The sequence below is a fragment of the Parasphingopyxis sp. genome, from assembly GCF_052168275.1.
In the GTDB taxonomy this organism is placed as follows: Bacteria; Pseudomonadota; Alphaproteobacteria; order Sphingomonadales; family Sphingomonadaceae; genus Parasphingopyxis.
Genome location: NZ_JBQLZM010000124.1, coordinates 21,202 through 40,857 on the forward strand (window position 1 = coordinate 21,202; position 19,656 = coordinate 40,857).

Below are 19,656 nucleotides of genomic sequence, written 5' to 3' on the forward strand. Positions count from 1 at the left end.
GTGGTCGGGCCCTTAGCTCAGTTGGTAGAGCAACTGACTTTTAATCAGTAGGTCGCTGGTTCGAACCCAGCAGGGCTCACCACCTTTTTCGGCATGTCGGATTTGTCGGGGCGGCGGCGCCCTATCTGCGGTGCGTGAAACCGGGCCGTTTATAGTCTTCGACCGGCTTGAAGCGCTGGGCCACGTTGAACTTCACGGGTTCCGCCGCAGGTCCCGATCCGGACATTTCCAGCTTGTCGAGGTCGATCGGCTCGTCGAATTCCATCCCGAACGACTTGTCGTCGACCCAGGCGACGCGGCCGTGCACCTGGCCGATGCCTTTGAGCATGATCGTCATCGTGTGTCCCGGCGATAGCGGGATATCGGTGACGCCGCCCAATCCCTTTTCCGAAAGGTTGCGGACACGCGCGTCACCGGCCGCGCCGCCATCCTCGCGCAGCGCGGTTTTCGTCAGCAAAGCCGTGCGCTTCGCCCGCTCGGTTGTCCCCCCCTGATAGTCGCATGTCATGTCCAATCCCTATCGTGGCTGGCTATGGCGATTTCAGGTGAGGACCGGCCTAGCAGAAGAGGGTAAAAGAAACGGAAATTCCGATGCTTAACGTCCCGGCACGCGGATATCGTTGTGGCGGCGCAGGACCACGGAAACATTATTGGCCGGCATGTCGATGATATCTTCGAGCATAAGGCCCTGGCGTTCGGCGCTTTTTTCGACATCGGCGATATCGCGCAGGCCCCAGGTCGGATTCCGGGCTTTCAGCGAGAGATCGAACGCTTCGTTACTCGGCGCCGTCGGACGGTCCGCCCTACGAAAAGGCCCGTAAAGATACAGCGGCGCGCCGGGGTCGAGCGCCCTTCCCGCGCCGGCCAGCAGCCCCTCGGTCGCCGCCCAAGGGCTGATATGGATCATGTTGATGCACAGGATCGCATCGGCGGACCCGATCGGCCAGACCTTCGCCGCCGCGTCGAGATCGAGCGGCGGCGCGATGTTGGAAAGGCCCGCCCCGGAAGTCCAGGCGGCGATCGACGCGCGGGAGGCGGGATCGGGATCGCTGGGCAGCCATTCGAGCGCCGGGAACAGCGCCGCGAAGTGAACGACATGTTCGCCCGATCCGCTGGCGATTTCGAGCACCCGGCCGGTTTCGGGCAACAGGCCGCGCAGGACCTCGGCGATCGCGTCTCGGTTGCGCACGGTTGCCGGGGCATGCCGCTTGGCGGCCGGATCGGCGTCGCCGCTCATACCGGCCTCGGATCGCCCGCCGCCGCCGTCGGAGCGGCATCCGGCGCGACCGCCCGGCGGCGCCAGATCCCTGCCAGAAAGCTGCCGATCACGACATGGTATACGGCCGATATCGCGCTCGGCACCGGCGCCAGCGCCGCCTGCATCGGCGTCGAGAATTGGGCGGCGAAGCCCTGCGTGGAGGCGAGGCTAGAGCCCAGCCCGCTATTCTGCATGCCGACCTCGATGCTGATCGTCCGGCGCTCGGTCTCCCCGAAACCGAGCAGGCGCGTTATCAGATAGCCGAGCCCGAACCCGAAGAGGTGGAGCAGCAGCACCGCGAGCAGCAGCACGCCGAAATGGGTCTCGATCAGCGGCTTCGACGCCGCGATGATCCCGCCGACGATCAGCACGACGACGAGCACCGAGGCGAGCGGCGAAACGATCGCGATCCGGGCCGTCGCGTTCGGGAAATAGCGGTTGAGCATGACTCCGGCGATCACCGGCACGAGGACGATCGAGACCATGTTCACGAACAGGTTCCACTGGTCGATCTCGACATATTTGCCCGCGAGCCAGCCGGTCAGCACCGGCGTCGCGACCACCGCGACCAGGGTCGAGGCCATGGTCATCGTGACCGACAGCGCCAGGTTCGCCCGCGCGAGATAGGCGACGACGTTGGACGCCGTGCCGCCGGGGCAGCAGGATACCAGGATCAGCCCGACCGCCAGCCCGGTTTCGAGCGCGAACCCCGTGGCGATCCCGATTCCCGCCAAGGGCATGACGGTAAATTGCAGCGCCACCCCGGCCGCGACGCATTTCGGGATCCGCGCGATCCGCCTGAAATCGTCGAGCGACAGCGTCAGCCCCATGCCGAGCATGATCACGCCGAGCAGCACGCTGATCAGCGGCTGGCCGAACGGGCGGAACCGGCCGTCCACCACCCAGAGGAAATGATCGGGAATGAACCAGGCCCAGGCGGTGCCGAGCACGGTCCAGAGCGCGAAGAGGCTGGTCAGGCGCTGGATCACGCAGGTCGGGGGCCGGCTATGGGCATCGGGACCGCATAGCGATAGACAGCGGACGTTCCAAGGGACACTGCAACGGGGAGGACGCGACCATGGCCAAGGCGAAACCGGGCGAAGCGCGGCCGAACGTGCGCTTTCCGCCGCCACTCGTCTTTATCGGCTTCATCCTGCTGGGGCTCGCCGCCGACCGGCTGTTCGCGCTGCCGCCGCTCGCGATGCCGCCGGCCGTCGGCTGGGCCGGGCTCGCCCTGGCAATCGCCGGCCTCGCGCTGATCGCCGTCGCCATCGGCCTGTTCCGCAAGGCCGGCGAAAATCCGGAGCCCTGGACGCCAAGCGAGACGATCATCGCGTCCGGCCCCTACCGGCTGACGCGCAACCCGATGTATCTGGGCATGGCCGCGGTCCAGCTCGGCTTCGCCCTGTGGTGGCCGAGCATCGGCGTGCTCGTGTCGCTGCCGATCGCCGTGATCCTGATCGACCGCTTCGTCATCGCGAAGGAAGAACGCTATCTGCGCGCCACCTTCGGCGCGGCGTATGACGGCTATCGCCGGCAGGTCCGCCGCTGGATCTGACTATTCCGCCGCCGCCGCGGTTTCCGGCTCCGTCCAGACCAGCACCGGCTTGCGCGCGGCCCCGGTTTCGTCGAGCCGGCGGCGCGGCGCATGGACCGGGGCGGCGTGCAGGGACTCGTCGCCGGCCTTCGCCCGCTCGACGACCGAACGCAGCGCGCCGATGAACTCGTCGAGCGCCGCCCGGCTCTCGGTCTCGGTCGGCTCGACGAGCATCGCGCCATGGACGACGAGCGGAAAATACATCGTCATCGGATGATAGCCCTCGTCGATCAGCGCTTTCGCCAGATCGAGCGTCGTAAATCCGTCCGCGAACCCTTTGTCGGAGAACAGCGCCTCGTGCATGCACGGCCCGCTCGCCGCGAACGGCGCGTCGAGCACGTCTTCGAGGCTGCGCAGGACGTAATTGGCGTTGAGCACCGCGTCCTCGGCGACCTGCTTCAGCCCGTCCGCGCCATGGCTCATCATATAGGCGAGCGCGCGGGTGAACATGCCCATCTGGCCGTGGAACGCGACCATCCGGCCGAAGCTCGATCCGTGATGATCCTCGGCGGTTTCCTCCTCGATCAGGACATAGTGATCGTCCTGCTTCTCGACGAAGGGCAAGGGCGCGAAGGGTGCCAGCGCCGCGGAGAAGACGACCGGCCCGGAGCCCGGCCCGCCGCCGCCATGCGGCGTCGAGAAGGTCTTGTGGAGGTTGATGTGCATCGCGTCGATGCCGAGATCGCCGGGCCGGACGCGGCCGACGATCGCGTTGAAGTTCGCGCCGTCGCAATAGACGAGCCCACCCGCCGCGTGGACGGCGTCCGAAATCCGCTTCATGTCCGGCTCGAACAGGCCGCAGGTATTGGGATTGGTGATCATCACGCCTGCGACGTCGGGGCCCAGCCGCTCCTCGAGCGCGGCGAGATCGACCCGGCCCTCGGGCGTCGCCGGGATGTCTTCCACCCGGTAGCCGGCGAATGCGGCCGTCGCCGGGTTGGTGCCATGTGCGCTTTCGGGGACGAGGATCACCTCGCGGGCGTCACCGCGCGCCTCGAGCGCCGAGCGGATCGCGAGGATCCCGCACAGTTCGCCATGGGCGCCGGCCTTGGGGCTCATCGCGACGGCCGGCATGCCGGTCAGCGTGCACAGCCATTCGCCGAGCTCGTGAATGACTTCGAGCGCGCCCTGCACGGTATCGACCGGCTGGAGCGGGTGAATGTCGGCGAAGCCTTTCAGCCGCGCGACGCGCTCGTTGAGCCGCGGATTGTGCTTCATCGTGCACGAACCGAGCGGAAACAGGCCGAGATCGATCGCATAGTTCATGCGCGACAGGCGCGTATAATGCCGCACGGTCTCGGGCTCGGACAGGCCGGCCAGCCCGATCGGGCGGTTGCGTTCGAGCCCGCCGAGCCGGCTTTCGGCCTCGGGCGCGGCGTCCAGATCGACGCCGGCCCGGTCGGCGGCGCCGATTTCGAAGATCAGCGGCTCTTCGAGCATCAGCGCGCGGTTGCCGGTGAAGGTTTCGGCCGCGCCTTCGGCTTCGTGCGGCCGGGTCGGGCGGCCCTGATTGTTCATGCTCATGCCGCGCCTCCTTCGCGCGCGGTTTCCAGGGCCGCTTCCAGCCCCTCGGCCAGCGTTTCGACGTCGGCGTCGCTCGTCGTCTCGGTGACGGCGACGACCAGCCCGTTGGCGAGCGCCGTTTCGTCCGGATACAGGCGGTTGAGCGACACCCCGGCCAGTATCCGGTCGTCGGCGAGCGCGCGGACGATCCGGCGGGCCCGCTGCGGCAGGCGCAGGGTGAACTCGTTGAAGAAACTGTCGTTGACGATGTCGACGCCCGGAATCCGGGACAGCCTATCGGCGGCGCGCACCGCCTTGGCATGATTGAGCGCGGCCAGCTCGCGCAGGCCGGCCTCGCCAAGCAAGGTCATATGGATCGAGAAAGCCAGCGCGCAAAGCCCTGAATTCGTGCAGATATTGGACGTCGCCTTTTCGCGGCGAATATGCTGTTCGCGGGTCGACAGCGTCAACACATAGCCGCGCTTGCCTTCGGCATCCTGGGTTTCGCCGCACAGGCGCCCGGGCATCTGCCGGACATATTTCTGGCTGCACCCGAACAGGCCCACATAGGGCCCGCCGAAGTTGAGGCCGACGCCGATCGACTGGCCTTCCCCCACCACGATATCGGCGCCCATCTCACCTGGTGGGACGAGCGCGCCGAGCGCCACCGGCTCGGTGACGACGGCGATCAGCAGCGCCTTGTGCGCATGCGCCTTGGCGGCCAGTTCGCTCATGTCGGAGATTCGGCCGAGAATGTCCGGATATTGCACGACGACGCAACTGGTCTCGTCGTCGATCCGGTCGAGCAAGGCGGCGGTATCGCCTTCCGCCGCCAGTTCCGGTGCGGAATGGACGAGCTCGTCCTTGGTGAAGCGCGCCATCGTCCTGGCGACCGACACATAGTGCGGATGCAGCCCGGACGAGAGGATCGCCCGTCCCCGCTTGGTGATCCGCCGCGCCATGACGATCGCTTCCCAGCAGGCCGTCGAACCGTCATACATCGAGGCGTTGGCGACATCGGTGCCGAACAGGCGCGCGACCTGGGTCTGGAACTCGAACAGCATCTGCAGCGTGCCCTGCGCGATCTCCGGCTGATAGGGCGTATAGGCGGTCAGGAACTCGCCGCGCTGGATCAGGTGGTCGACGCTCGCCGGGATATGATGGCGATAGGCACCGCAGCCGAGGAAGAAGGGCATGTCGGCCGCCGCGCTGTTCTTGCGCGCCATTTTCCGGAATGCGGCATCGACCGCCATTTCGGACGCATGGTTCGGCAGGTCCCGGATCGGCCCGTCGAGCCGCGCCTCTTCGGGCACGTCGGCGAACAGCGCGTCGATATCGGGGGCCCCGATTTTCGAGAGCATCGCCTGGCGATCGGCGGGTTCCAGCGGCAGATAACGCATCATGTTTCTCCGTCGCGGCTCATCATCGAGCCGCTGCAACTACAAACTGTCGACGAACGCCTTGTAGGCCTTGGCGTCCATCAGGCCTTCGAGCTCGCCCGCGTCCGACAGCGTCATGCGGAAGAACCAGCCCTCTTCCTCGGGCGAACCGTTGACCAGCGCGGGATCGTCGGCGAGCGCCGTATTGCCCTCGGTCACTTCGCCCGACACCGGCGCATAGACGTCGCTCGCGGCCTTGACCGATTCGACGACCGCCGCCTCGCCACCCTGTTCGAGCATCGTGCCGCTTTCCGGCACTTCGACGAACACGATATCGCCGAGCTGTTCCTGCGCATAATCGGTGATCCCGATCGTCGCATGGTCGCCATCGACATCGATCCATTCATGGTCTTCGGTAAAATAACGGGCCATCGCTGTTTTCCCCTACGGCTTTGGTTGACGGTGATATCGGTGCGGAACGAACGGCATGGCGGTCACCGTGCCGGTAAAGGGTTTTCCGCGCTGTTCGAGCATGATCTCGGTGCCGGGCTCCGCCATGCCGGCGGGTACATAGGCCATGGCGACGGGCTGTTGCAGGCTCGGCGAAAAGCCGCCGCTCGTGACCTTGCCGACCGCGTTACCTCCGCCATCGACCACGTCCGCGCCTTCGCGGACCGGCTGGCGCCCCTCTATCTTCAGGCCGACCCGCTTGCGATCGGCGCCATTTTCGCGCTGTGCCAGGATCCGCGCGGCGCCCGGAAAATCGCCCGCCTCGCGGCGGCGCTTGGAAAGCGCGAAGCCGAGATCGGCCTCGACCGGCGTCGTCTCGGTATCGATATCGTGCCCGTAGAGCGGCAGCCCGGCCTCGAGCCGGAGCGAATCGCGCGCACCGAGGCCGACGGGCTTGACCTCCGCCTGCCCGGCCAGTGCCTCGGCCAGCACCTCGGCGTGCCGGGCGGCGACCGAAATCTCGAACCCGTCCTCGCCCGTATAGCCCGAGCGGCTGATCCACAGGGCGACATCGCCCTCGGCCGACGCCCAGGTGAAGCCGCCGGCCTGCATGAAATACAGCGATGCCGTATCGGGCACGAGGCGGGCCAGCGCCGCGCCGGCCTTCGGCCCCTGCATCGCCAGCAGCGCCCGGTCCTCGAGGTGATGGATATGGATGTCGTCGGGCAGCGTCTCGCGCATATAGGCGATATCGCCATGCTTGGTCGCACCGTTGACGACGAGGTAGAAATATTCGCAATCCTCGGGCTCTTCCTCGCCCTCCGCGCGGCCGCAAAGCGCCGGATCGGCATAGGCGATCCGCGTCGCCATCAGGTCGTCGACGATCCCGCCGTCCGGCGCAAGCAACAGCGAATAGCGCATCCGCTCGACGCCGAGTTTCTGCATTTCGCCGGGCAGGACGGTCTCGAGCGCGTCCGCCGCGTCCCGGCCGCTGACGATGAGCTGGCCCATATGGCTGACATCGAACAGGCCCGCGGATTCGCGCGTCCACAGATGCTCGGCCATGATGCCCTCATACTGGATCGGCATCTCGTAGCCGGCGAAGCAGACCATCCGGGCGCCCCGGGCCCGGTGCCAATTGTCGAGGGGAAGTTTCGCGTCGTCGCCCATTATCACTCCATGACCAGAACCGGCCGGATTCCACCCGGCCTGCCCCCTCTGTCACGGAAGCCTGAGAGCTTTCACCATGTACCTAAGTGCACGGCTTACCCCTTCGGCGGGACATGGGCGGGCCATATCCACTTTCCAGAGTACCGATTGGCTGCGCGGTCCTTCGGCCTGAGAGATTCCGGGGCGGTTGCTCCTTCGGCGGTGCGGCTGGCGCACTCTCTCCCGCGCGGCCATCCGCCGGTTTCCCGGCGGCGGCATGACCATCGCTTGGCCCGCACCGCCCGGAGAGTCAACGGCGATAACGACGGAGCTGGTGAAAGAAGCCGCGGATCAGCGCGCCGCGATCTTCGCCGCCTTGGCGCGCCATTCCCGGGCAAGCACGTCGAGCCCTGCGAGGATTCCCACGGATTCGCGATCGGCCTTTCCCTCGCCCGCCACAAGCAGCGCGAAAACCCGCTCGACGGGCCATTCCGGATGCGGCCGGTCGACAAGGGCGAGCATGTCGCCGGCGGCGACACGGCCCGGCTCGATCACGCGATAGTACCAGCCGGTGCGCCGGTGCTCGACCATCAGCGAGACGAGCTCCGGCCAGTCCATCACATGGCCCTGCTTCCAGCACGGCTGCCGGCCCTGGCTGATTTCCACGAGCGCGGTGCCCAACCGGTAGCGATCGCCGATACAGGCGGCGCGTTCGGTCAGGCCGGACGTCGAGACATTCTCGCCGAACGCACCGGGGCGCTCGAGCTTGGGATGCATGAAGCTCAGCGATTCCCAGAATGCGTAATGATCGCGCGGATAATGATGGACCGCCTTGTCGGGTCCGCCATGGACGCGCAGATCCGCCTGCTCGTCGCCGATCAGGCCGAGCACGCCGATCTCGACCGGGCCGGTCTCTTCGGTTTTCGCGATGGCGCTCGGTTCGTCGCCGCGGAGCGGTTCAGCTCGACCGGTAAGGACAGCCTCGACGGTCAGCGGCTCCATCGCCGTCAGCGCGTGGCGTTATATTCGAGCTGGTCCGCCTCGAGCTGGAACCCGATCAGCAGCTCGTAGGTGACATTGTTGACCGCCGTCCGCACCGCGGGATCGGCCATCGGATCGAGCGCCGCATCGGCATCGCCCGGACGCCGGCGGCGGGTCAGCCGTTCCTCGATATCGGGCGGCAGGGTCAGCGCGCCGCGCGATATCCGCGCCGTCGCCTGGCCGTTGGTGCTCGCCCGGTACTGGCCGTCGGCAAAGGTCAGCCCGACCCGGCCGATCTCCTTGGACACGATCTGGCCGTTGCCGCGCAGCACGGTGGCGAAATAGGGGAGCACGATCTGCCGCTCGCCGCGCGGATCGGTGCGCCGCGCCTGGACATCGAAACTCGCGATCGTCTGGACGGTATCGGCCTCGTCGGCGCAACTGGCGCGGATATTGGTGATCACCGCAGTGGCGTCGATCGCGCTCGCCTCCCTGCTGGAGCGCGGGTTGAACAGGGTGATCTCGTTGGTGTGCACCGGCGTGGCGACCGCCGGGCAGGCCGTACGGTTCACGAGCAGGCCGATTCCCGATTCGCCCGTGCTGATGACATCGCGGCGTCCGCACGAGACCAGCACGAGCCCGATAGCCGCGACGAGGGCGATATTTCCATATTTCCGCACAAACACATCCCTACTCTGTATATCGGCACCGGCAATCGGCGCCCGAAAACGCGGCTCCCTCATAGGAAGCGGGTTCCGTCGCTGCAAGCAATCGCGTAAGACCAGTCGCATGAATGACAGCAAAACCGCCCTGACCCTGCTGATCGCCGCGCCGCGCGGATTCTGCGCCGGTGTCGACCGGGCGATCCGCATTGTCGAGCTGGCGGTCGAGAAATATGGCGCGCCCGTCTATGTGCGGCACGAGATCGTTCACAACCGCTATGTCGTCGACGCGCTGAAGGAACAGGGCGCGATCTTCGTCGAGACGCTCGAGGACGTGCCGGACGGCGTGCCGGTCGTTTTTTCCGCGCATGGCGTACCCAAGGCAGTGCCGGCGAAAGCCGAGGAGCGCGGTCTCGAATATCTGGACGCGACATGCCCGCTCGTCTCCAAGGTCCACCGCCAGGCCGAACGGCTGGTCGAAAAGGGCCAGCATATCCTGTTCATCGGACATCGCGACCATCCGGAAGTCGTCGGTACGTTCGGCCAGGTCCCGCCCGGCGCCATGACACTGGTCGAAACGGCCGAGGATGCGGAACGGGTCGAGGTCGCGGATGCCGGAAATCTCGGTTTCCTGACCCAGACGACGCTGTCGGTCGACGACACGATCGAGATCATCGAGGTGTTGCGCCGCCGTTTTCCGAACATCAACGCGCCGCGCAGCGAGGATATCTGTTACGCGACGTCGAACCGCCAGGACGCGGTCAAGGCGATCGCGGCAAGCTGCGATGCGATGCTCGTCATCGGCGCGCCGAACAGTTCCAACTCGGTTCGCCTCGTCGAGGTCGCGTCGCGGCAGGGAACGAGCGCGCGCCTTATCCAGCGCGCCACCGAAATCGATTTCGACTGGCTCGACGGCGTCGCGACGCTCGGCATCACGGCAGGCGCATCGGCGCCCGAAATCCTGGTCCGCGAGGTGGTCGACCATCTCGCCGAACGCTACGACATCACCGAACGCGAAGTGGAAACGACGCGCGAAAAGATGCTGTTCAAACTGCCCCGCGGCCTCGAAGCCGTCTGATCCCGCATGGCGGTCTATACGCATGTCTCCGCCGAGCGGATCGCGCGGCTGCTCGGGAGCTACGATGTCGGCACGCTGGTGTCCGCCAAGGGCATCGCCGAGGGCGTCGAGAACAGCAATTATCTGGTCGAGACCACCGAAAACCGGTTCATCCTGACCCTGTACGAAAAGCGCGTCGACGCGGCCGACCTCCCCTTCTTTCTCGAACTGCTCGATCATCTGGCCGAACGCGGACAGCCGGTGCCGCCGGCGATCGCCGATCGCTCGGGCCGGCAGATCCAGACCGTGGAAGGCCGCCCGGCCTGCCTGATCGCCTTCCTGCCCGGGGTGTCGCCGGGCGAACCGACGCCGGCCCAAGCGGCCGCGACCGGCGCGGCGCTGGGCGAACTGCACAAGGCGCTGACGGATTTCGACGGGCAGCGGCCCAACACGATGACATTGCCGAACTGGCATTCGCTGGCGGCGGAGTGCGGCGGCCATCTCGACGATATCGCGCCGGGGCTCGGCGCGCTGGTGATCGAGGAACTCGCCTTTCTCGACGCGAACTGGCCGGCGGACCTGCCCCGTTCGGCGATCCATGCCGATCTCTTTCCGGACAATGTCCTGATGCTCGGCAACCATGTGACCGGCATCATCGACTTCTATTTCGCCTGCACCGATATCCGCGCCTACGACCTTGCGATAACCCACGGCGCCTGGTGTTTCGCCGATGACGGCGCGGGCTTCGACGCCGAACTCTCCGAATCGCTGATCGAGGGATATCAGAGCGCGCATCCGTTGCTGCCCGAGGAGGCCAGGGCGATGCCGGTCCTGTCGCGCGGCGCCGCGCTGCGCTTCCTGCTCACCCGCGCCTGGGACTGGCTCAACACGCCGGCCGATGCACTCGTGACCCGCAAGGACCCGATCGCCTTTCGCCGGCGGCTCGAATTCTATCGCGCCGCCGATCCGGAGATCTTCCTGCCATGACCCCGGTCGAGATATTCACCGACGGCGCCTGCAAGGGCAATCCGGGCCCGGGCGGCTGGGGCGTCGTACTGCGCGCGGGCGACCGGGAGCGCGAGCTTTCGGGCGGGGAAGCGCATACGACCAACAACCGCATGGAGTTATTGGCGGCGATCCGCGGGCTGGAGGCGCTGAAACGACCGAGCGACGTGCGGCTGACGACCGACAGCACCTATGTGCGGGACGGCATCACCAAATGGATCCATGGCTGGCAGAGGAATGGCTGGCGCACGGCGGCGCGGAAGCCGGTCAAGAATGCCGAGCTCTGGCAGGAGCTGCTCGACGCCGCGGCGCCGCATCGTATCGAATGGCACTGGGTGAAGGCGCATGACGGCCACCCGGAAAATGAACGCGCCGATCGCCTCGCCAGCGATGCGGCGGATGCGGTCGGCGCGGAATAGGCGGGATTCCGTTTTCCAGACTCGACCTGACGGTCGAGCGCGAGGTCGAAGCTGGCGAAAACGGTTCCTAGCTGTTGTCCTCGATCGGGGCGCCCGGACCCTTGGTCTGGATCGACTTGATCGCGTTCTTCGCGCTCGCCTTGCTCGAATAGCCTTCGGTCGAGAACATCACTTCCGAATTATATTTGAAGCGAACCCGGAACTCGCCCTTCTTGTCTTTCCAGATTTCGAACTTGTGCGCCATCGGGTCCTCCCATTCATGTATCGGTCACCGGGGGATAGGCGAATGCCGACCAAAGGCAAAGGCCGGGAGTCCCGAATCCGCAACTTTCGCGATCAGGCGAAGCGCGCCGGCGCGTAGAGACCGGCGTCGACGCCGGCGAGCGCCGCGGGAGGGGTCTCGCCCAGCATCAGCGCCCGGCACAGCTGCGCGCCCGCGGGCGCGGTCTGGATCCCGAAGCCCCCCTGCCCCGCGCACCAGAAGAAACCCGGCGCCGCGGGATCGAAGCCGTAGACCGGGAGCCGGTCCGGCGCGAAACTGCGCAGCCCCGCCCATTTGCGTTCGACCGCCAGAACCTGCCAGTCGACCGCGCTTTCAAACCGGTCGAGGGCGATCGCCACGTCGATCTCCTCGGGTGCGACGTCGCCCGCTTCGGCCGGCGTCTCGTCTTGCGGGCTGAGCCAGACGCGGCCGCCGCCCTCGCTCTTGAAATAGAAACGCCCTTCGGCATCGATCACGAGCGGCAGGCCGGCCGGCGCGGCAGGATCGGTCCGCAGCTGGACGACCGTCCGCCGGTAGGCCGCGATGCCGATGCCCGCGAGACCGGCCAGCCGCGCGATATCGTCCGCCCAAGCCCCCGCCGCGTTGCCGAGGATGCCGGCCTCGATCCGTTCGCCGCCGGCCGAAACACGCCAGCGGCCGCCGTCATGCTCGACGGCCGTCACCGGCGCCGAACAGCGCAGCTCGGCGCCCGCCCGCCGCGCGGCGCGCAGATAGGCCTGATGCAGGCCGCCGACATCGATGTCCGCGCAGCTCGGCTCCCAGATCGCCCGGTCCCAACGGCCCCGGAGCCCGGGACAGCGACCGGCAAGCGCCGGACCCGCCACCGGTTCGAGCCGGACATCGCTGGCGGCGAAATCGCTCTCGAACGTTTCCAGATGCGGGTAACCGGACGGCTCGGCGATGTGCAGGGCCCCGCGCCGGTCGAGAAAGCCGCGTTCGGAAAAGGACGCCGGCGGCGTCGCGAGAAACGCGTGGGAGGCGCTTGTCAGCGGCTGCACGGACGGTCCGCCATAGGTTTCCGACCAGAACGCCGCCGACCGGCCCGTCGCGTGATAGCCGGCCATGTCTTCGGCTTCGAGAACCAGCAGCGAACCGGCCTGCGCCAGTTCGGCGGCAAGGCTGGCCCCGGCCATGCCGGCGCCGACGATCGCGAAATCGTAGCTCATGCGGATTGCGGTACGCGCTTTTCCAGAAATGCGGCAATCTCCGCCATGAACAGGTCGCGCATATCGTCCCGCTCGCGCAACACCTCATGCGCGGCGTGATCGTGCATGAACAGGCGGGCGTCGGGCAATCGCCGGGCGGCCTGCAGGATCGCCCGGGAATCGACGAGCCTGTCCTTCTTCGCCGCGACGATGAGGACCGGCGTCGTAACCCGCTCGAACGTGCCGGGCGCGAACATCGCGGCCGAGGATGCGTAGGCGGCGACCAGCCATTGCCAGCTCGGCGGCCCGATCTTGAGTTCCGGCTTCTGGCCGATCCACCACGCTTCGTCCGCATAGCGGTCGATATCGTGCGTCAGCAGCTTTTGCCGCGAGCTGCCGGGGATCGAGGGGCGTTCATTCTCCTGCCAGGCATGCTGGTCGGCGAAGCCGAAACGCGCGAATTGGCGGGCGACGAACGCCGCGACCTTTTCCGGCAGGGGCTTGCTGACGACCTTGAGCATTGGGGCGCTGAAGATTGCGCCGTCGAGACCGGGGCGATGATCCACCAGATAGCGCATCGCCAGATGGCCGCCCATCGAGTGCGACGCGATCACATGGGGTCCCGGCGTCTCGGCGCGCCAGGCGGTGACGAATTCGTCGAGATCGGCGATCCAGGGATCGAAACTCACGACATGGCCGACCGTCGGATCGGTCAGGAACCGGCCCGAGCCCGACTGGCCGCGCCAGTCGAAGCCGGTCAGATTCCATCCCGCCGCATGCCATTCGGCCAGCGTCTCGAGATATTTCTCGAAAATATCGCCCCGCCCCGTCTGGAACACCATACTGCCGCGGACCGGACGATCGGCCGGCGCCGGCCATGTCCAGCGCCGATGATCCCAGCCGTCGCAGGCGTGCCAGCGGTCCAGAACCATATCGTCGGGATAGGCGCGGCGATCGAAGGTCGGGCTTTCTTGGTTTTTTTTCATAGTTGCTGGTTACGGTTTAGAAAGCAGTAAGCCTTAGGGCCATCCCTCATGACAGGGGCAGCATCATTTTTTTCGCTAGCTTTACTGGCGCCTGCGCTGCTGTTCGCGGCGTATGGCGACTGGTTGCGCCGCGACATTCCGAACAGGCTCAACGCGGCGATCGCGCTGACGGCGCCGCTCTACTGGTGGGCGGCCGGCTTTTCGCTGTGGCCGGAAATCGCGATCATCGTCGGGCTCGCGCTCGCGCTCTTCCTGTTGTTCACATTCGCCTTCGCGATCGGCGCGATGGGCGGCGGCGACGTCAAGATGATCGGCGCGCTCGCGCTGTGGATGACGCCAATGCAGCTGCCGGTGATGCTGATCGTCATGGCGATAGCCGGCGGCGCGCTCACGCTTGCCATGCTCGTACACCATCGCGTTTCCGGGAAAACCGAAAGACCGGAAATTCCCTATGGGGTCGCGATCGCCATCGGCGGTCTCTGGGTGGTGATGAACGGGATTTTAACCATTGGGACCGTAACGAACTGATTGGCCAAGAAAGCCTGACAGGAGGCAAAGACCGTCATGGATGCACGTAAAGTCATTTTGCTCGTAGGTGCGCTGCTCGTAGCGGCTGTCACCGCCTTTATGGCGCGGAGCATGTTTGTGGGCGGCGGCGCGCCGACCGCAGTTGCTGCGCAAGCCGAGCCGCAAGGGCCCATGGTGCTCGTCGCCACGCGCGCCCTCCCCGTCGGCACCATCATCAACGCGGACAGCTTCCGCTTCCAGCCTTGGCCGGAAGAACTGATCGAAGGCAGCTATTTCATCCGCGAAGAGACCAGCATCGACGATCTGCTCGGTACCGTGGTTCGCAGCGACATCACGGCCGGCCAGCCGATCACCCAGGGTTCGCTCGTCCGTCCCGGCGATCGCGGCTTCCTTGCCGCGGCGCTCGGCCCGGGCATGCGCGCCGTTACGGTGCCGGTCTCCGTCCAGTCGGGCGTTGCCGGTTTCGTTTTCCCCGGCGACCGGGTCGACCTCGTCCTGACGCAGGAAGTCGAAGGGGGCGGCGAAGGCCCGCCGCTCGCGGCTTCGGAAACGATCATCCGCAATCTCCGTATCCTGGCGACCGACCAGCGGACGACGAACGAAACGAACGAGGACGGCCAAACCGAAGTGCGCGTGTCCTCGACGGTCACCGTCGAAGCGACGCCGCGGATCGCGGAAAAGATCGCCGTCGCGCAGACGATCGGCCAGCTCTCGCTTTCGCTCCGTTCGATCGCCGACAACACGGCCGAGCTCGAACGCGCCATCGCGGCCGGCGAAGTCGAAATTCCGGACAGCGACGATCCCGAAGCCGAACGCCGGATGCTGATCGAAGTCGCCCAGCGGCCGATCGACACCGACACGACCTATGTCACCGGCGGAGACGTCTCGCGCTTCCAGCGTCGCACCGTTCCGGCCCAGGATCGCAGCAGCAACAACGGACCGGGCGGAACGGCTGCCGAAATGGCGGCGGCAATGCTCGCCGCGGCGACCGGCAACCCGATCCCGAGCGCCCAGTCCTCGGAGCGCCCGTCCGGACCGTCGGTCCGCGTCGCCCGTGGCAACGCCGTCACGCATGTACCTGTTGGGGGTAACTAAGATGACCTTTACACGCAAAACCCGCTTCGGCGCGCTGTCTGCGGTTGCAGCAGCCGCGTTGGTCGCAAGCCTCGGCGCTCCGGTTTCCGAGCCGGTTCACGCCCAGTCGGTGGCCCGCGCCCAGCCGGTGAACGATCTCACGCTCTCGGTAGGCCGTGGCGAGCTCGTCAACCTGCCGCGCTCGATGACCGACCTGTTCGTCGCCAATGACGCCATCGCCGATGTCCAGGTGCGTTCGTCGCGGGCATTGTACGTATTCGGCAAGGCGCCCGGCGAGACGACGGTTTACGCGACCGATGCGGCCGGCAATGTCGTTTATTCGGCAACCGTGCGCGTCGGCAACAACCTCAACAGCATCTCCTCGATGCTGGATCTTGCGATGCCCGAAGCGGCGATCGCCGTCACCCCGATGAACGGCCTCGTGCTGCTGACCGGAACGGTCGCATCGCCGAGCGACGTGCAGGAAGCCCAGTCGCTGGTGCAGGCATTTGTCGGCGAAGGGACGCAGGTCGTCAGCCGGCTGCGCACGGCAACCCCGCTGCAGGTCAACCTGCAGGTCCGCATCGCCGAGGTCAGCCGCTCCATGGTTCGCGATATCGGCGTCAACCTGTTGGCGCGCGACACGAGCAACGGCTTCAACTTCGGCATCGCCCAGGGCAACGTCCCCGGACTGCGCCTCGGACAGAGCGGCGGCAATCCGATCGATGCGGCCGGCGTCGTTACCGCGCCTCCGATCACGGGCGGCACCACCTTCGCCGCCACGCTGAACGCATTGGGCCTCGATATCGACTCGGTGCTCGACCTCGCCGAAACCGAAGGCCTGGTGACGACGCTCGCCGAGCCGAACCTCACCGCGCTGTCGGGCGAAACCGCAAGCTTCCTCGCCGGCGGCGAATTCCCGATCCCGCTGTCGCAGGGTCTTGGTTCGGTTTCGATCGAATACAAGCAGTTCGGCGTCAGCCTGGCGTTTACGCCGGTCGTGCTCGCCAACGGGCGGATCTCGATGCGGGTGCGACCCGAAGTCTCCGAGCTTTCGGACAATGGCGCGATCACCATCTCCGGCTTTACCGTCCCGGCGCTGACAACGCGCCGCACCGAAACGACGGTCGAACTCGGTTCGGGGCAGAGCTTCATGATCGCCGGCTTGCTGCAAAACAGCCATAACAGCTCGGTCGACCGCGCTCCCGGCCTCGGCGATATTCCGATCCTCGGCGCGCTGTTCCGTTCGAACCGCTGGCGCCGCCAGGAAACCGAGCTGGTCATCGTCGTGACGCCGTATCTGGTGCAGCCGGTTTCGGCGAACCAGATTGCGCTGCCGACCGACGGCTATCGTTCGCCGTCCGATCTGGAACGCGTATTCCTCGGCCGGACGTTCAGCGGCGAGACCGGCGCGACGCGCCCGGGGCCGACCATGGCGCCGCCGACGACGGTTCGGCCGGGCATGGATACCGGAGCCGCCAACCAGGTTCCGGCCTCGCCGGCCGCGCCGCAGACCCGACAGGCCGCGCAGGCCGCTTCGCAAAGCGGCGCGGCGCCCGGCTTTTCTTTCAACGAATAGGTTCAGCGTTTCCTGGAGAAGACCATCATGCGCATTCTTGCCACTTCCGCCCTGCTCGCCGTTGCCGGCACGCTGTCCGCCTGTGCGGGCGGGCCCGTCAACCCGGGCATCTCGTCCATCAACCAGGCGGTCGTCAGCCGGACGGACTATGTGTTCGACGTCAATGCGGGCTCCGATACGCTGTCCTACAGCGAACAGGCGCGGCTTGCCGACTGGTTCGAGACGCTTGAGCTCGGCTATGGCGACCGCATCTCGATCGACGATCCCAGCCCTTATGGCGCGTCCGGCCGCCGCGCTGCGGTCGCGGAGATCGCCGGGCGCCACGGGCTGCTGCTGGCCGATCGGGCACCGATCACTGCCGGTCAGCTCGCGCCGGGCCAGATGCGCGTCGTCGTCAGCCGGATGACGGCGGAAGTACCGAACTGCCCCAATTGGGATCGCGACTCGATATTCAACTATTCCGGCTCGACGACGTCCAACTATGGCTGCTCGGTCAACGGCAACGTCGCCGCGATGGTCGCAAACCCCGAGGATCTGATCCGCGGACAGGCCGCCGACGGCGCGGGCGATCCACGCACGACGTCGCGCGCGATCGACACCTATCGCCAGGCTCAGCCCACGGGCGCGACCGGCCTGCAGAACGAAGCCACGACGGGAGGCGACTGATGAACGCACCTTTTAATTCCGGTTCGACGGGCCTTCGCGATCCGTTCCAGGCATTTGTCTGCGACGACGAAACGGCGGAAATGCTGAAACCCGTCGTCACCGAACTCGGCTGGGCGCAGGAAAAGGTCAACAAGGGCGGCCTGCAGAACGCCGTGCAGTCGCTATCGGTTTCGGCCAGCCCGAACATCCTGTTCGTCGACCTGTCCGAAAGCAGCGATCCGCTCAACGACATCAACGGCCTCGCCGAAGTCTGCGAACCGGGGACGATCGTGATCGCGGCCGGCCAGGTCAATGATGTCCGTCTCTATCGCGACCTGCAGTCGAGCGGCATCCAGGATTATCTGTTGAAGCCGTTCAACGCCGATCAGCTGCGCGACGCGCTGACCCAGGCGCAGATGATCCTCGCCGGCCCGCGCAACGCGGACGGCGACGAACAGGATCGTCCGCACGTCATGACGGCCTTTATCGGCACGCGCGGCGGGGTCGGTGCTTCGACCCTGGCCAGCTCGATCGCCTGGGTCACCAGCGAGGAACAGGGCCGGCTGACCGCGCTTCTCGACCTCGACATCCATTTCGGCACCGATGCGCTCGCGCTCGACCTCGAACCGGGCCGCGGCCTGATCGACGCGATCGAGAATCCGAGCCGGATCGACGGACTCTTTATCGAACGCGCGATGGTCAAGGCGAACGAAAAGCTTGCCGTCCTGTCCGCCGAAGCACCGATCAACCAGCCGATGCTGACCGACGGCAGCGCCTATTACCAGCTCGAGGAAGAGTTGCGGAACGCCTTCGAACTGTCGATGATCGATATTCCGCGCCAGACGCTGATCCAGTATCCGCATCTGCTCAACGACGTGAACCGGGCTGTCATCGTCACCGAGCTGACGCTCGCGGCGACCCGCGACACGATCCGGCTGCTGGCCTGGTTCAAGTCGAACGCGCCGCAGGCCAAGGTCATCCTGGTCGCGAACCGCGTGCCGTCCGGCGGCACGATCGAAATCTCGAAGAAGGATTTCGAGGCTTCGGTCGAACGCAAGATCGATATGGTCATCCCGTTCGATCAGAAAACGGCGGTGCAGGCGGCCAAGCTGGGCAAGACCCTCGCCGAGGCGGCTGGATCGGGCAAGACCGGATCGCTGGTCCGCCAGCTCGCCGATCGCGTGTCGAGCCTCGATGGCGAGGGCCAGGACGCGTCCGAAGAGGCCGGCGGCTCGCTGATGGACAAGCTCGGCGGGATCAAGTCGCTGATTTCGAAGAAGCCGCGCAAGGAAGCAGCGGAGAGCGCCTAACCGCGAAACGGCGATGCTGCAGCGGCAGCACCGCCGGTAGCGACTGGCAGTAGCGATTGGAAAGCAGGTTTATGTCTATCCTTCCCACGATCATCTTCTTTGCCGGGATGCTCGGATTCCTGTTGCTGCTGTATTTCGCCTTTGCCGGGCCGAATGTGCAGAAAGTGCAGGCCAAGCGGCTCAATGCCGTGCGCCAGCGCCACGCGCCGACGGCAAGCCCGATTTCGGCCGAAGCGCAAATGAACCGGATTCTCGCCAAGGGCGATACGAGGATGGACAGCTTCGCCGGCCGCTTCATTCCGCGACCGGAGATGTTGCGGACGCGGCTCTCGCAAACCGGCACCAAATGGACGCTCGGCCAATATATGATGGGAATGATGGCGATCACGATCGTGGTCGCGCTGCTACTCTATATCCGCGGGCTCCCCTTGCTGCTCGGACTGCTGGTCGGCGCCTTTGCGGGCCTGGCCCTGCCGCATATGGTCGTCGGGTTCCTGATCAAACGCCGGATAAACAAGTTCAACGCGAAGTTTCCGGACGCGATCGAACTGCTCGTGCGCGGCCTGCGGTCCGGCCTGCCGATCTCCGAAACGCTTTCGGTGGTCGCGAGCGAATTCCGTGCCGACCGGCTCGGGAACCTCGCTCG

General features: G+C 66.3%; 22 protein-coding genes, 1 tRNA gene and 1 riboswitch. Of the genes, 11 read left to right on the plus strand and 12 right to left on the minus strand.

Translation table 11 applies throughout. The features are described 5' to 3' along the window. The first annotated feature begins 6 nt into the window (after nt 1-6). A tRNA-Lys gene (locus ACTS1X_RS11100) sits at nt 7-82 on the plus strand. Nucleotides 83-121: 39 nt separating this feature from the next. Here ACTS1X_RS11100 and ACTS1X_RS11105 read toward each other — a convergent pair. From ACTS1X_RS11105 to ACTS1X_RS11115, 3 genes are all read right to left on the minus strand, one after another. After that, entirely contained in the window at nt 122-508 is a 387-nt protein-coding gene (locus ACTS1X_RS11105) for a PilZ domain-containing protein (RefSeq protein WP_442614458.1), read from the minus strand. Nucleotides 509-595: 87 nt separating this feature from the next. Further along, entirely contained in the window at nt 596-1,237 is a 642-nt protein-coding gene (locus ACTS1X_RS11110; RefSeq protein WP_442614459.1) for a DUF938 domain-containing protein, read from the minus strand. After that, nucleotides 1,234-2,247, minus strand: coding sequence for a bile acid:sodium symporter family protein (locus tag ACTS1X_RS11115; RefSeq protein WP_442614460.1), 1,014 nt, complete (start codon nt 2,245-2,247; stop codon nt 1,234-1,236). The genes ACTS1X_RS11110 and ACTS1X_RS11115 overlap by 4 nt, the downstream gene beginning before the upstream one ends. 89 nt (nt 2,248-2,336) lie before the next feature. Here ACTS1X_RS11115 and ACTS1X_RS11120 point away from each other — a divergent pair, with 89 nt between their 5' ends. After that, nucleotides 2,337-2,816 carry a methyltransferase family protein gene (locus ACTS1X_RS11120; protein WP_442614461.1) on the plus strand — a complete coding sequence of 160 codons (480 nt, stop codon included), beginning with the start codon at nt 2,337-2,339 and terminating at the stop codon, nt 2,814-2,816. On the opposite strand, the gene gcvPB is transcribed toward ACTS1X_RS11120, so the two are convergent. From gcvPB to ACTS1X_RS11150, 6 genes are all read right to left on the minus strand, one after another. Further along, nucleotides 2,817-4,379, minus strand: coding sequence for an aminomethyl-transferring glycine dehydrogenase subunit GcvPB (gcvPB, locus tag ACTS1X_RS11125; protein WP_442614462.1), 1,563 nt, complete (start codon nt 4,377-4,379; stop codon nt 2,817-2,819). Continuing rightward, a complete protein-coding gene (gene gcvPA / locus ACTS1X_RS11130) occupies nt 4,376-5,758 on the minus strand; it encodes an aminomethyl-transferring glycine dehydrogenase subunit GcvPA (RefSeq protein ID WP_442614481.1) in 1,383 nt (460 codons plus the stop codon). The genes gcvPB and gcvPA overlap by 4 nt, the downstream gene beginning before the upstream one ends. 39 nt (nt 5,759-5,797) lie before the next feature. Then, entirely contained in the window at nt 5,798-6,169 is a 372-nt protein-coding gene (gcvH, locus tag ACTS1X_RS11135; RefSeq protein ID WP_442614463.1) for a glycine cleavage system protein GcvH, read from the minus strand. Nucleotides 6,170-6,181: 12 nt separating this feature from the next. Then, nucleotides 6,182-7,357 carry a glycine cleavage system aminomethyltransferase GcvT gene (gcvT, locus tag ACTS1X_RS11140; protein ID WP_442614464.1) on the minus strand — a complete coding sequence of 392 codons (1,176 nt, stop codon included), beginning with the start codon at nt 7,355-7,357 and terminating at the stop codon, nt 6,182-6,184. A 146-nt stretch (nt 7,358-7,503) separates the two neighbouring features. Then, nucleotides 7,504-7,592, minus strand: a riboswitch (glycine riboswitch). A gap of 95 nt (nt 7,593-7,687) precedes the next feature. Continuing rightward, the gene (locus tag ACTS1X_RS11145; RefSeq protein ID WP_442614465.1) at nt 7,688-8,338 is read right to left on the minus strand and encodes an MOSC domain-containing protein; all 651 of its coding nucleotides are present in this window, start codon (nt 8,336-8,338) and stop codon (nt 7,688-7,690) included. A 5-nt stretch (nt 8,339-8,343) separates the two neighbouring features. Next, the gene (locus ACTS1X_RS11150; protein WP_442614466.1) at nt 8,344-8,997 is read right to left on the minus strand and encodes a hypothetical protein; all 654 of its coding nucleotides are present in this window, start codon (nt 8,995-8,997) and stop codon (nt 8,344-8,346) included. A 109-nt stretch (nt 8,998-9,106) separates the two neighbouring features. Here ACTS1X_RS11150 and ispH point away from each other — a divergent pair, with 109 nt between their 5' ends. The 3 genes from ispH to rnhA are packed head-to-tail and all read left to right on the plus strand — an operon-like array spanning nt 9,107 to nt 11,460. Beyond that, complete coding sequence (ispH, locus tag ACTS1X_RS11155; RefSeq protein WP_442614467.1) at nt 9,107-10,057, plus strand: 4-hydroxy-3-methylbut-2-enyl diphosphate reductase; 951 nt, start codon at nt 9,107-9,109, stop codon at nt 10,055-10,057. Nucleotides 10,058-10,063: 6 nt separating this feature from the next. Continuing rightward, nucleotides 10,064-11,023: a homoserine kinase gene (thrB, locus tag ACTS1X_RS11160; protein WP_442614468.1), complete on the plus strand. Its 960-nt coding sequence runs from the start codon at nt 10,064-10,066 to the stop codon at nt 11,021-11,023. After that, complete coding sequence (gene rnhA / locus ACTS1X_RS11165; protein ID WP_442614469.1) at nt 11,020-11,460, plus strand: ribonuclease HI; 441 nt, start codon at nt 11,020-11,022, stop codon at nt 11,458-11,460. The genes thrB and rnhA overlap by 4 nt, the downstream gene beginning before the upstream one ends. Before the next feature lie 67 nt (nt 11,461-11,527). Here rnhA and ACTS1X_RS11170 read toward each other — a convergent pair whose 3' ends face one another. The 3 genes from ACTS1X_RS11170 to ACTS1X_RS11180 form a co-directional block, all read right to left on the minus strand. Further along, nucleotides 11,528-11,704: a YegP family protein gene (locus ACTS1X_RS11170; protein ID WP_442614470.1), complete on the minus strand. Its 177-nt coding sequence runs from the start codon at nt 11,702-11,704 to the stop codon at nt 11,528-11,530. A gap of 92 nt (nt 11,705-11,796) precedes the next feature. After that, nucleotides 11,797-12,909 (minus strand): NAD(P)/FAD-dependent oxidoreductase, encoded by a 1,113-nt coding sequence (locus tag ACTS1X_RS11175; RefSeq protein ID WP_442614471.1) that lies wholly within the window; start codon nt 12,907-12,909, stop codon nt 11,797-11,799. Beyond that, complete coding sequence (locus tag ACTS1X_RS11180; protein ID WP_442614472.1) at nt 12,906-13,874, minus strand: alpha/beta fold hydrolase; 969 nt, start codon at nt 13,872-13,874, stop codon at nt 12,906-12,908. Before ACTS1X_RS11180 ends, ACTS1X_RS11175 begins: the two co-directional genes overlap by 4 nt. Nucleotides 13,875-13,997: 123 nt before the next feature. Here ACTS1X_RS11180 and ACTS1X_RS11185 point away from each other — a divergent pair, with 123 nt between their 5' ends. The 6 genes from ACTS1X_RS11185 to ACTS1X_RS11210 all read left to right on the plus strand — a co-directional run. Then, nucleotides 13,998-14,402 (plus strand): A24 family peptidase, encoded by a 405-nt coding sequence (locus tag ACTS1X_RS11185; protein WP_442614473.1) that lies wholly within the window; start codon nt 13,998-14,000, stop codon nt 14,400-14,402. 36 nt (nt 14,403-14,438) lie between these two features. Next, nucleotides 14,439-15,497, plus strand: coding sequence for a Flp pilus assembly protein CpaB (cpaB, locus tag ACTS1X_RS11190; protein WP_442614474.1), 1,059 nt, complete (start codon nt 14,439-14,441; stop codon nt 15,495-15,497). Between the two features lies 1 nt (nt 15,498). Then, nucleotides 15,499-17,055 carry a type II and III secretion system protein family protein gene (locus ACTS1X_RS11195; protein ID WP_442614475.1) on the plus strand — a complete coding sequence of 519 codons (1,557 nt, stop codon included), beginning with the start codon at nt 15,499-15,501 and terminating at the stop codon, nt 17,053-17,055. A gap of 27 nt (nt 17,056-17,082) precedes the next feature. Beyond that, on the plus strand, nt 17,083-17,721 hold the full coding sequence (locus tag ACTS1X_RS11200) for a CpaD family pilus assembly protein (RefSeq protein WP_442614476.1): 639 nt from the start codon (nt 17,083-17,085) through the stop codon (nt 17,719-17,721). Further along, the gene (locus ACTS1X_RS11205) at nt 17,721-19,010 is read left to right on the plus strand and encodes a pilus assembly protein CpaE (RefSeq protein WP_442614477.1); all 1,290 of its coding nucleotides are present in this window, start codon (nt 17,721-17,723) and stop codon (nt 19,008-19,010) included. Before ACTS1X_RS11200 ends, ACTS1X_RS11205 begins: the two co-directional genes overlap by 1 nt. A 71-nt stretch (nt 19,011-19,081) precedes the next feature. Continuing rightward, nucleotides 19,082-19,656, plus strand: a 575-nt coding sequence (locus ACTS1X_RS11210) for a type II secretion system F family protein (RefSeq protein WP_442614478.1), incomplete at its 3' end; no start/stop codon positions are given.

Excerpts from the sequence above, each read along its gene's own strand:
- ACTS1X_RS11105 (WP_442614458.1), bottom strand. The coding sequence starts at position 508 with ATGACATGCGACTATCAGGGGGGGACAACCGAGCGGGCGAAGCGCACG.
- ACTS1X_RS11110 (WP_442614459.1), bottom strand. The coding sequence starts at position 1,237 with ATGAGCGGCGACGCCGATCCGGCCGCCAAGCGGCATGCCCCGGCAACC.
- ACTS1X_RS11120 (WP_442614461.1), top strand. The coding sequence starts at position 2,337 with ATGGCCAAGGCGAAACCGGGCGAAGCGCGGCCGAACGTGCGCTTTCCG.
- gcvPB (WP_442614462.1), bottom strand. The coding sequence starts at position 4,379 with ATGAGCATGAACAATCAGGGCCGCCCGACCCGGCCGCACGAAGCCGAA.
- gcvPA (WP_442614481.1), bottom strand. The coding sequence starts at position 5,758 with ATGCGTTATCTGCCGCTGGAACCCGCCGATCGCCAGGCGATGCTCTCG.
- gcvH (WP_442614463.1), bottom strand. The coding sequence starts at position 6,169 with ATGGCCCGTTATTTTACCGAAGACCATGAATGGATCGATGTCGATGGC.
- gcvT (WP_442614464.1), bottom strand. The coding sequence starts at position 7,357 with ATGGGCGACGACGCGAAACTTCCCCTCGACAATTGGCACCGGGCCCGG.
- ACTS1X_RS11145 (WP_442614465.1), bottom strand. The coding sequence starts at position 8,338 with ATGGAGCCGCTGACCGTCGAGGCTGTCCTTACCGGTCGAGCTGAACCG.
- ispH (WP_442614467.1), top strand. The coding sequence starts at position 9,107 with ATGAATGACAGCAAAACCGCCCTGACCCTGCTGATCGCCGCGCCGCGC.
- thrB (WP_442614468.1), top strand. The coding sequence starts at position 10,064 with ATGGCGGTCTATACGCATGTCTCCGCCGAGCGGATCGCGCGGCTGCTC.
- rnhA (WP_442614469.1), top strand. The coding sequence starts at position 11,020 with ATGACCCCGGTCGAGATATTCACCGACGGCGCCTGCAAGGGCAATCCG.
- ACTS1X_RS11170 (WP_442614470.1), bottom strand. The coding sequence starts at position 11,704 with ATGGCGCACAAGTTCGAAATCTGGAAAGACAAGAAGGGCGAGTTCCGG.
- ACTS1X_RS11175 (WP_442614471.1), bottom strand. The coding sequence starts at position 12,909 with ATGAGCTACGATTTCGCGATCGTCGGCGCCGGCATGGCCGGGGCCAGC.
- ACTS1X_RS11180 (WP_442614472.1), bottom strand. The coding sequence starts at position 13,874 with ATGAAAAAAAACCAAGAAAGCCCGACCTTCGATCGCCGCGCCTATCCC.
- cpaB (WP_442614474.1), top strand. The coding sequence starts at position 14,439 with ATGGATGCACGTAAAGTCATTTTGCTCGTAGGTGCGCTGCTCGTAGCG.
- ACTS1X_RS11195 (WP_442614475.1), top strand. The coding sequence starts at position 15,499 with ATGACCTTTACACGCAAAACCCGCTTCGGCGCGCTGTCTGCGGTTGCA.
- ACTS1X_RS11200 (WP_442614476.1), top strand. The coding sequence starts at position 17,083 with ATGCGCATTCTTGCCACTTCCGCCCTGCTCGCCGTTGCCGGCACGCTG.
- ACTS1X_RS11205 (WP_442614477.1), top strand. The coding sequence starts at position 17,721 with ATGAACGCACCTTTTAATTCCGGTTCGACGGGCCTTCGCGATCCGTTC.